12 protein-coding genes are annotated in these 8,915 nt (G+C 66.3%); 2 read left to right on the forward strand and 10 right to left on the reverse strand.

The genetic code is table 11. The features are described from left to right. The first annotated feature begins 45 nt into the window (after window positions 1-45). A complete protein-coding gene (locus tag AC5Y5V_RS15540) occupies window positions 46-873 on the forward strand; it encodes a serine/threonine-protein kinase (protein WP_499936769.1) in 828 nt (275 codons plus the stop codon). Next, a complete protein-coding gene (locus tag AC5Y5V_RS15545) occupies window positions 870-1,985 on the forward strand; it encodes a hypothetical protein (RefSeq protein WP_499936772.1) in 1,116 nt (371 codons plus the stop codon). The genes AC5Y5V_RS15540 and AC5Y5V_RS15545 overlap by 4 nt, the downstream gene beginning before the upstream one ends. A gap of 831 nt (window positions 1,986-2,816) precedes the next feature. On the opposite strand, the gene AC5Y5V_RS15550 is transcribed toward AC5Y5V_RS15545, so the two are convergent. From AC5Y5V_RS15550 to AC5Y5V_RS15595, 10 genes are all read right to left on the reverse strand, one after another. Continuing rightward, window positions 2,817-3,005: a ribosome modulation factor gene (locus AC5Y5V_RS15550; RefSeq protein WP_499936774.1), complete on the reverse strand. Its 189-nt coding sequence runs from the start codon at window positions 3,003-3,005 to the stop codon at window positions 2,817-2,819. A gap of 22 nt (window positions 3,006-3,027) precedes the next feature. Then, window positions 3,028-3,249 (reverse strand): hypothetical protein, encoded by a 222-nt coding sequence (locus AC5Y5V_RS15555; protein ID WP_499936777.1) that lies wholly within the window; start codon window positions 3,247-3,249, stop codon window positions 3,028-3,030. A gap of 254 nt (window positions 3,250-3,503) precedes the next feature. Beyond that, the gene (locus tag AC5Y5V_RS15560) at window positions 3,504-4,289 is read right to left on the reverse strand and encodes an aldehyde dehydrogenase (RefSeq protein ID WP_499936779.1); all 786 of its coding nucleotides are present in this window, start codon (window positions 4,287-4,289) and stop codon (window positions 3,504-3,506) included. Between the two features lie 31 nt (window positions 4,290-4,320). Beyond that, window positions 4,321-4,587, reverse strand: a complete 267-nt coding sequence (locus AC5Y5V_RS15565) for an RNA polymerase subunit sigma (RefSeq protein ID WP_499936781.1) — start codon at window positions 4,585-4,587, stop codon at window positions 4,321-4,323. Beyond that, the gene (locus AC5Y5V_RS15570) at window positions 4,584-4,880 is read right to left on the reverse strand and encodes a hypothetical protein (RefSeq protein WP_499936783.1); all 297 of its coding nucleotides are present in this window, start codon (window positions 4,878-4,880) and stop codon (window positions 4,584-4,586) included. The genes AC5Y5V_RS15565 and AC5Y5V_RS15570 overlap by 4 nt, the downstream gene beginning before the upstream one ends. Next, on the reverse strand, window positions 4,877-5,164 hold the full coding sequence (locus AC5Y5V_RS15575; protein WP_499936785.1) for a hypothetical protein: 288 nt from the start codon (window positions 5,162-5,164) through the stop codon (window positions 4,877-4,879). The genes AC5Y5V_RS15570 and AC5Y5V_RS15575 overlap by 4 nt, the downstream gene beginning before the upstream one ends. 489 nt (window positions 5,165-5,653) lie before the next feature. Then, window positions 5,654-6,757 carry an AAA family ATPase gene (locus tag AC5Y5V_RS15580; RefSeq protein WP_499936787.1) on the reverse strand — a complete coding sequence of 368 codons (1,104 nt, stop codon included), beginning with the start codon at window positions 6,755-6,757 and terminating at the stop codon, window positions 5,654-5,656. Window positions 6,758-7,109: 352 nt separating this feature from the next. After that, a complete protein-coding gene (locus AC5Y5V_RS15585; protein ID WP_499936789.1) occupies window positions 7,110-7,409 on the reverse strand; it encodes a hypothetical protein in 300 nt (99 codons plus the stop codon). 111 nt (window positions 7,410-7,520) lie between these two features. Further along, window positions 7,521-8,000 carry a hypothetical protein gene (locus AC5Y5V_RS15590; RefSeq protein WP_499936791.1) on the reverse strand — a complete coding sequence of 160 codons (480 nt, stop codon included), beginning with the start codon at window positions 7,998-8,000 and terminating at the stop codon, window positions 7,521-7,523. Between the two features lie 17 nt (window positions 8,001-8,017). Further along, complete coding sequence (locus AC5Y5V_RS15595) at window positions 8,018-8,896, reverse strand: tyrosine-type recombinase/integrase (RefSeq protein WP_499936794.1); 879 nt, start codon at window positions 8,894-8,896, stop codon at window positions 8,018-8,020. Between the last annotated feature and the right edge of the window lie 19 nt (window positions 8,897-8,915).

Below are 8,915 nucleotides of genomic sequence, written 5' to 3' on the forward strand. Positions count from 1 at the left end.
TATTTGCTGGCTACGCGACGACATGTGCCCTAGAGTGTGAGCGCGATGACGGTAACCAAGGCGGATATCGAGCGTGCTCTGGGGCCATGCCAAGAGGCGCAGCGTGTCGGATCGCAAAGCGGCATGGGCGAATGCTGGCGGATCGTTCAGAACGGGACGGTCAAGGCCTGCAAGGTCATTACACGCGCCTATGAGCCTGAGCGGTTCGAACGCGAAGTCGAGGCGATGCAGCGCATCGATTCGCCACGCGTGGTGCGGGTGTTTGGTCGCGGCAAGCTGACCACAGCCGACGATGGGAATGAGCACCCGTACTTCCTCAGTGAGTTCCTGGAAGGGGGCGACGTACGTGAGCACATCGCCGCGGGCAAACAGCCTGACGACGGGCAGCTGCGCGCCTTCGCGCTCGCGGTGCTCGAAGGCGTCGAGGAACTGCACGACGCCAAGGTGGTCCACCGCGACCTCAAGCCCGACAACATAATTCTGCTCAACGGCGACTGGACAAAGCCGGTCATCATCGACTTGGGGTTGGCACGGTTGATTGACCTGACGACTGTGACCGTCTATCCCTGGATCGGCGGGACTTGGACTTACATGGCGCCCGAGCAGCTGCAAGCTCAGCGTGCTTTTGACCGCACTGACGTCTGGGCGGTTGCGGTCATCGTCGCCGAACTAGCTGCGGGACAGCACCCCTTCTGGCTCGGTGAGCGGAACCCGCCCGCGGATTGGCATGCGCGGCTGCGGACGGGCATGAGCATTCCCGGAAGTCGCCCTGCGGGCCTCCGTGACTGGTTGCGGTTCGCCGGGGCGTATCCCGGTTACAAACGGCCCACCGCCGCGGTGGCAAGACAGCAACTTGAATTGATGTGGCCATGAGTTTCTGGTTGGAGTACGGCAACAAAGAAGCCCGTCAACTCGTCGCGTTCGCAGATGAGCTTGCGGCCACACCTGCTGGACGGCCTGGCATTTGCTTCGGACCACTCAACGCCCCAGCGACGCTCGAGCCGCTCTATCGCCAGGCGCGTACCAAGGGTGAGGCGATCGTGGAGCCACACGGCTATCTGCGCGACCGCGGGCCCTTGAAGCGGTCACGAGACCACTTCCCCTGGCTTGCTCAGGAACCGCGGCCGACCACGCAACCGGAGTGGGAACAGTGGATGCAACGGGGCCTTGACCACCAGGTCTCGACGCAGCTGTGCGGGAATGCCGGCACCCCGTCCTTTGTAATCACGCCCTCCCCGGTGATGGAAGCCGCCAGCGCCGATGACTTGAATGCCGTGCTCGATGCCGCCACCGCTGTCCGCAGCCGGGTATCTGGTCAGGATTGCTGGCTGGGCGTGACGGTGGACCGGACCTACCTGCGCGAAGAGACGCACCTGACGCGGCTGCTGAACGCGGTAATTCAGACGGGCGCCGATGGGGTGGTTTTCCGAGCCCCACATTCAGAACTGGCACCGGTGGCAGACCGGTTTTACCTCAGCGGATTGCGCGAGGTCATCGAAGCATGCGCCGCGAACGGCATCCGCATTTTCCTGCCCGCGTCAGGTTGGCTCGGTTGGCTCGCGATGGGCTGGGGCGCTTGGGGTTTCAGCGGAGGCATGGCCGGCGGGTCGTGGGTTGATCGAGTTCCCGGCCCGATGACTCGACCCGATCAGCCCAGTCTCCCGTATTTCGAACCACAACTTCTCCGCGCCGTGCCGTGGCGCAGCCACGAACAACTCGTGAGCGAGCCCGAATACCAGCCGTGTAGCTGCGCCGATTGTGTCCAGATGGGAGGCTCGCACGAACTCATGCTCGCCAAGCGCCACCAGATCCGCCACGCCTCGCAGGAGACCGCGACCCTGACGGCCGTGCCCGTTGGGCAGCGGCGCGGGCTCGTCGCCGCTCGCCTGGACGCCGCGATTAACTTCCGCGACAGCCTCTCGCGGATTGTCGCTACCCGTATTCCTGCGACGACTCACCTCGATCGGTGGCGGGCGCTCCTGTAGCTGTGTGCCTACGGCGAGGACCGCTGCGACCTCGCTCTCGGCCGCTGCCCAGGCCTGCTCGGCCATTAATGCACGCAACCAGCGCTCGGGGCGTCGTCCGCGGGGCTGCGCAATCACCTGTAGCTCGCCGGTAGATGCGATCACCGCCAGACCGACTCCGAAGGAAGCGATGAAGGCGCTTTCGCGTATGGCGGCGGCAGACCGGGCCGCGTCCAGGACCAGCCACGCGCGGTCTGCACTGATCGCGAAGTTGTCCGCTTGGCGAAGCGCGTCCCGCCATTTGCTCAGCTTCAGTTCCACGGCGGTGATGTGCGCCGGTACTGGACGCCAGGCGCCACTGGACCTCACTGTGTCGGTCTGGAGTTCAACGAGGCCAAGGTCGGCGAGCGGCCCGAGGGTCGATCGCGTAAGTGCTGGTGCGCTGGTGCCGAGGCGGGTAGCGAGGGTCGAGGTTCGAGTAGGCCGATCGCTTCGTAGCAGATTCAAAACCCGCACTCGCAACGGCGATGTGATCGGACCAACGCCGCTTTCGAATCGCTGGTGCAGCGCGTCCGTGTCGAATCGGACGGCGACGACGTCGGCGATACCCTGTGCGGCCGGCACTTCGCCAACGACCACGTGGGCGCCGCCTGGCGGCATGAGTCGACCAATCTGAACGGTAACCAACTGCGTCATCTCGGCTTCCCAGCGAAAGCCGACACGTGCGCGCTGACCACCGTTAGGCGTCACAGCGGGCGCCGGCTTGAGTAACTCGACGGGTCCCTCGTCGACCGTCCGCGAAGCCATATCCGCAAACTAGCACCGTACTTGCGAGTAGCAACTCACCCGTCGTCAGGCGCCGCGGCGCGTTCCGCGGTGGCGCGTCATCGCCGGCCCGGTATCGACCCGGACCCGCAGCATTCGCGTGTAGCCGCGCATCCACAGCTTCGTCAGGACCAGCGACCGGCCGGCATACGGGTTAGGGTCGCCGACGTCGGCGAGTGAGCCCTCGTACAGGGCGCGGGTCGCTTCCTGCCGCATCGTCAACCGTGGAGCTTGCGCGCTACAAGTGGTGTACGCGGGCTTCGGGCGCTGGCGCGACAGTCAGGCGGCTGATTTCGTTGTCACCCGTCACGTTGCCCGCTTGGTCGACGTTCAGTTCGAGGTTTTCGGCAACAGCTTCGATCGCTGCCTGGGCGCTCTCCGCAACATGCAAAACATCATTCGTCTGGTCGCCGTTTTTCCGGTGAATAGTCACGGCCCACTTGTTGTTGCTGACGGTCATGCGTCCAGCCTGCCAGAGGAACATGTTATGACCGAGTTTTTTTGTGAGCGAGCAGGGGGGGCATCGCCTATGCCACGGGAGGCGGCGTGGGCGGGGGGCGGGGGGTCATCCCCCCTGGTCTGTGTTGCGACCGGCGCGAACGCGAACTGTTCGGCTCTGCTGCGGCGCCTCGGTCGTCGTCGTGGTTGCGGGCCCCGCGGCGGCGCTGCGCCTACGTCCACACGCGCGCCGACCGCGGGGCTGTCGGTGACCCGCTACCAGCTGTTTACGACGCGCTTTAGGCGCGCCTCTTCGTCGGCGCGCTCTTGGGCTGTGGCGTCGGCGTTGAATGTCGCGGCGCGCGCGGAGAACTCGGCGATCGTCGCGAGGCGGAGCGGGAGGCCGGCGCGGGTGAGGGCGAATGCGTCGGGTTCGGTTCGTGTGTCGCGGGTTATCGCAATTGCCGGCGCCAAGTCGGCTTTACGCGCGGGGGTCAGCGATAGCGGCACCGGATACCCCGCGACTCGGACACCTGAGACTGCGGCAAGTGCGTCGAACCCTCGCTGTGCCTCGGTCCAGACCGCGGCGGCGATCTGTGCCTCGTGCAGCTGGTGCATGACGTTGCCGCCCTTGGTGATCGCGGCGGCGTCGTCGGCAAGGTCCAAGCCGGCTTCGGCTGCGGCGACGAGTGCGTCCGTGTGTGGTTCAAGCGCGGCTGACCAGCTTTCGAGGATGGCGTCGGCGCCGTCGACCAGTGCGGCTGCGAGCAGCTGGTCGACGCGGCTGCGGGCCCGCTCGCCGATGTTGCCTGTAACAAGTTGGCGGTTGAGTGCGAGCCGCTGCACGGTCTTGTCGTTGTGGTAGTCGCGGCCGGCTTCGATCGCATCGAACACCGCGTCGTCGAGTTGTTCGGCCGTGGCGCTGATCTGAGCAACAGCGTCGGCGAACGCGTCGACCTGGGCGACCAGTTCGAGGTAGGCGTCGGGCAGCGGAACACCGAGCCGGTCGGCGGCTTTCGTGACGGCTGCCGCGTGGGTGCGGGCCGAAACCAGGTGAAGCATGGGCGTCCTCTCGTTGGTGGTGGTGCTGAGGTCAGTTGTCGATGGCCGGCCGGCGCTCGAACCAGGGACCGTTGTCTTCGGGTTCACGTTCAGGGTGTCGCCAGCGGCCGACGGTTCGGCCGGCAACGAGTCCAGGCAGGATTTCGGCGTCCTTGGGCGCGAATAGGTCTGCGGCGAAACGGCGTTGCGCTTCGGTGTCGGCGTCGCGGGGTTCAGGCTGCGGGTCGTCGACCTTGGCGCCGGTGAAGAACGCGTTCGCGAATCGTCGATTGCTTGCGGTGTGGTCGATTTCAGTCATGTGCCCTCCGGGAAGATCCAGCCGTTGACTTTTCGTCCGCCGGCCGCTTCGGCTTTGCGTCTGACAGTTCTTGCGTGGCAACCCCATTCGCGCGCGAGTTGCTTGGTCGTCTTCAAGGCTGACAGGTCGACCCGATTCGGCTGTCCCCCAGCGGACAAATGCCTGTTCAGGGCGTCGAGCACTCTGGGCCAGCGCAGCGGGATCCGTTGCCCGCTGATCTTGAACAGGTGCATTGCGTCGGCGATGGTGTAGGCCGCTTCGCCGACGAGCTGACGTTCGGGGTCGGTGGTCATCGGCTGGCTTTCGTTCGGCGGTCGTAGGGTCCGCGCTTGCCGGCTCTGCGGCCGTCCGGGGCCCCGCCGATCAGCGACAGCTTTCGCCTTGGCTCCACTTCGACGTCCAGGCGGGCGACGGTGTGTACGCCGATGCACAGCCGGCCGCATGGAGTCAGTTCGGCTTCGGCTTGTCGCGCTTCCTCGACGTCGGCCCAGTAGGTGAACTCGGCGCTGCCGGCGACGCTCGGGTCGGGATGGCAGACCAGCGCGGACCGGTAGATCCGCGATGCTGGCGTGGTCATCCGAGGTCGCGGTTGAGAGCGGCGTACCAAGGGCAGCTGTCGTCGTGTTGAACGACGCCGCGGAAGTATCCGGGGGTGACCTCGGCGACGGACGCGACGCTGTTGCAGTCCGGACATTCGACGACCCCCGCCATGTCCTGCCCCGGTTGGTACCGGCTGATCCGCAGGCGCGCTCTTCTACGCTCTGCGCGGTTCACTTCACACGGCCTGGACGGCGAGGCCCGGAACGCTCTGCCCCAACGTCCGCGGGTGTCCCTACGGAACACACCCGCTGGGACAGGTGGGCCAGGGGCCTGTCCAGATCTGTCCCCGACGCCTTGCGGACAGGTCTGACCTGCGGTTTTCTCAAACGGCCCGACACGGACTCGGGGACAGTCGAAATGGACCTGTCCCCGCGGAATCGCGGACAGGTTGAATAGGCGTTTTGCGATGCCGAGGACGGCCGTTTTAGGGGTGCGGGGACAGGTGGTGCTAGGCGAATCAAGGCGGTCACATCAGCTCCTGCTGCGTCGAGCCGTCAGCGTTCGTCGCAGCTGACTTCCGCGCCTTCACCGCCGCGGCAATCGTTGCGTTGGAAAACTTGTGGCCGCCGAGTCGCAGTGCCTCGCGGGCCCGATTAGCGCCGGTGTCGACCAGCAACCGGAGTTGGATCATGGCTTCGATGCACGCGCCGATTCGGCGCTGTTCGGCGTCGGGCAGCGACTTCGGCCGGATGATGTGCCGCAGGTGCGGGTCGTACTGGCGCAGCAGCAGAATCCGGTCGGGGTGTCCGTTGCCGCGCTGGCGTTCGAGCCCGAGGTTGACGAACACCTCGCCGTCGTCGTCGGCGGTGGGCGCAGTGTCCAACGTCCACACCGCGTCCACGTCGTCAGCTTTCGCGCTCGACCCACGCGCGGTCGTCTTCACGCCGTGCCCGCGGTGGTCTAGCCGCACGACGGCTCGACCGGCGCCCTTAAGCGGTGCGAGCGTGTGCCGGTAGAGAGCCCGGTACGTGTCGGCGCTGTTTTCTTCGCCGGCGACTACGCGGGCCACGGTGTCGATGACGACCAGGGCGGCATCGTGGTATTCGGCGACCGCTACGAGGTCGACGCCACCGGCGGCGTTGTCGAGCGGCGGCATCGACGGGAACGACAGGTAGCGCAGGTCGCCGAGTTGGTCGGCGGCGTAACCCATGTCGCGTAACCGCGCGATGATGTCGAAGTCGCTGTTTTCGTGGTCGACATAGAGCACGCGGACGGGCGGTTGCGGCTTCTGGCCGAAGACGGGCCGGCCGGCCGCAAGCGCCGCGACGACGTCGAGCATCAACAGACTCTTGCCGGCCTTCGCCGTCGACACCAGCGCATAGGACTGCCCGCGCGCGATGAATTCCGGAACCAGCCAGTCGACCTCCTCGCGCGCGCCGTCAAATGCGCGTTGCCAGTCCACGACCGGATACCGCTTGTGTGCCGGCGTCGGCGCCGCGGGCGCCTCCCAACGAGAGTTGCGGTCGCCGAGTGGCGGTTCGGGCGGGCCCGGATCGTCGGACCGTTCGAAGCTGGCGACCGCGGCCGTCCGCCGCGCCGAGGCGAGGCCGGGATCGACGCGGGCGGTCACGCCAGAGCTCCGCCAGTGAGAGTATGCAGATGCTCGGCGAGTTCCCTATCCTTGCCGCCCCGTCGCCAAAGCGCTTGCAGCACTTCTATTTGGAGCAGCGGGACTAGGCCGGACTCAAGGACGTGCAGTGCGGCATCCCGGCCGGCGTCGATCATCTTGTCCGACAACGGGGGGTCGGAGCACCGGCACGGCCAGGGGTCGGGGCACCCGCAACGCAGCGGGGCAACACGGCGGGCGGAGTGGCGGCGGCGTTTCCAGGCGGCCAGGCCCCGATGCCGATCGCAGTCCATCGTCAGGGGCTTCGAGGCCGCCGAATCCTGCTCAGGTCGGCGACTTCTCCGTTTGTAGACCCTCATGCGCCGCTGTCCATTTCGGCGATGCGCTCGATCACCGCAGCCCGCCGCCGGCGAGCCTGCGCCGACTTCAGCGCCAACCGCTTGAAATGCGCCTTGCGGGCATTCCCGGCTCGACGTGCGCGTTCGGCCGGCGGGAGCTTGCCGTTTGGATCGACTTGTCGCTCGAACTTGTCGAGCAATGCTTTGCGCGCGTTGGCAGTTCGTGCAGATCGATCGGGGGTGCGCGCCCAGGATTCGTGCGCCGCGATCTGTGCTTGAAGCCTACGTTCGGTGGGCGAATGCGGTGTCGCCGCCATGAAAAAACCTCCGGGAGGGCGTGACTAATCACGCCTTCTTCGGAGGCTTCGGCCGGAGGGACATCCGGCTCGCGTGGTGCATAGCGTACATCAGCGCTGTGCGCTACGCCGCTAAGACTTTCGCGACGTCTTTCCGATCGCGCGTAGTCCGTTCAGCGAAATGCGGAAACGGTCACGCTCCCACAACACGTCGAACTGCGACTTGAGCTCAAGTTCGTTGCGGCGCACTACATCGCCGCAACCTGCGCAACGCAACTGATACCGCCGACCTAGCGGCAGCTCGTCGTCGGCACCGACCCCCGCTAGTGCGCGCGCTCGGTCCAGTTCGTCCAACATGGATTGCGCTCGGCTCCAGAACTTGCCCTCTGGCATATTCGCGCGGCCGACATCCCAGACCTTCACCACTTCGCCAGCAGCGTTGATGTACTCGACGCCACCACCGCGGCGTGGCTTCCGAACATCACCGCCGAGCGTTTCGAAGGGGTCAGGCAACCACGGCCCCTCTCCGTGGCGAGTGTAAGTCTGTTCCCACAGTGCGTGCGATTCAGCGTCGCAGTAGACGGTGATCTCGCCGGTCTTCTCCTCGTTCATGCCGGCGAAGGGTCCGGTCACAATTCCCCCAGATTCAGCCCGCGAGCTTCGGCGGCAGCGCGATCCGTGGCGGTCGATCGTGTGTAGCGGTCGATCATGTCGCGCGTCGACCACCCGGCAACGGCCATCAGGCCGCCCTCGGATCCGCCGGCGGCGAGCCAGCGCGACGCCGCGGTGTGCCGCAGCAGATGGGGGTGGAAGCCCTTCAACCCGGCGAGTTCAGCGCGCCACTTCAACGTTTTGTGCAGTCCGTAGTACTCAAGGCTGTTAGAACGGTCGCCGAGCCACAGCGCCGCTACGTCGGCGCGTGCGTGACCACGGCGGGCGCGAAGGTAGCGGTCGATCGCCATGCCAGTCTGGGCGCCGAACGGCGCGATGCGGCCCTTCCCGCCCTTGCCACGTCGCACGGTCACCAGACCGCGATCGAGGTCGACGTCATCGACGGTCAACCCGCACACCTCGCCGGCGCGCATACCCGTCTCGGCCATCAGCCGCACGATGGCAGCGTCGCGGCGGTCGCGGAACTCTCTACCGTCACAGGCCTTTACGAGCCGCTTGAGTTCGGATTCAGAAAGCGACTCGGTCACCTTCGTGTCGAGCTTCGGCGCCTTGAGTCCGAGCAGCGGGTCATCGGCGATCTCGCCCTCTTCTTCGAGCCAGGCCGAGAACCGGCGCACGGCGAGCTGGCGTGATCGGGCCGTGGACGGCTCGGCGCCGGCGTCGAGAAGGTCGGCGACGAATGACTTCATCAGGTCGCGGTCCAGGGCGGGGGAGTGCGCGTGGTCGGAGCACCATTTCAGGAACGCGCGTACGCCGTCACCGTAGACCTTGATGGTCGCTGCGGACTTGCGTTCGGAGCGCAGCGACAGCAGCCATGAAGGCAACAGCGCGGCCAAGTCCAATGCTGGGGGCTGC

This window comes from Mycobacterium sp. NGS68 (genome assembly GCF_059812195.1).

What these genes read in the sequence shown, in the direction of transcription:
- AC5Y5V_RS15575 (WP_499936785.1), bottom strand. Translation starts at nt 5,164, where the DNA reads ATGACCACGCCAGCATCGCGGATCTACCGGTCCGCGCTGGTCTGCCAT.
- AC5Y5V_RS15565 (WP_499936781.1), bottom strand. Translation starts at nt 4,587, where the DNA reads ATGACTGAAATCGACCACACCGCAAGCAATCGACGATTCGCGAACGCG.
- AC5Y5V_RS15585 (WP_499936789.1), bottom strand. Translation starts at nt 7,409, where the DNA reads ATGGCGGCGACACCGCATTCGCCCACCGAACGTAGGCTTCAAGCACAG.
- AC5Y5V_RS15550 (WP_499936774.1), bottom strand. Translation starts at nt 3,005, where the DNA reads ATGCGGCAGGAAGCGACCCGCGCCCTGTACGAGGGCTCACTCGCCGAC.
- AC5Y5V_RS15570 (WP_499936783.1), bottom strand. Translation starts at nt 4,880, where the DNA reads ATGACCACCGACCCCGAACGTCAGCTCGTCGGCGAAGCGGCCTACACC.
- AC5Y5V_RS15560 (WP_499936779.1), bottom strand. Translation starts at nt 4,289, where the DNA reads ATGCTTCACCTGGTTTCGGCCCGCACCCACGCGGCAGCCGTCACGAAA.
- AC5Y5V_RS15590 (WP_499936791.1), bottom strand. Translation starts at nt 8,000, where the DNA reads ATGAACGAGGAGAAGACCGGCGAGATCACCGTCTACTGCGACGCTGAA.
- AC5Y5V_RS15555 (WP_499936777.1), bottom strand. Translation starts at nt 3,249, where the DNA reads ATGACCGTCAGCAACAACAAGTGGGCCGTGACTATTCACCGGAAAAAC.
- AC5Y5V_RS15540 (WP_499936769.1), top strand. Translation starts at nt 46, where the DNA reads ATGACGGTAACCAAGGCGGATATCGAGCGTGCTCTGGGGCCATGCCAA.
- AC5Y5V_RS15545 (WP_499936772.1), top strand. Translation starts at nt 870, where the DNA reads ATGAGTTTCTGGTTGGAGTACGGCAACAAAGAAGCCCGTCAACTCGTC.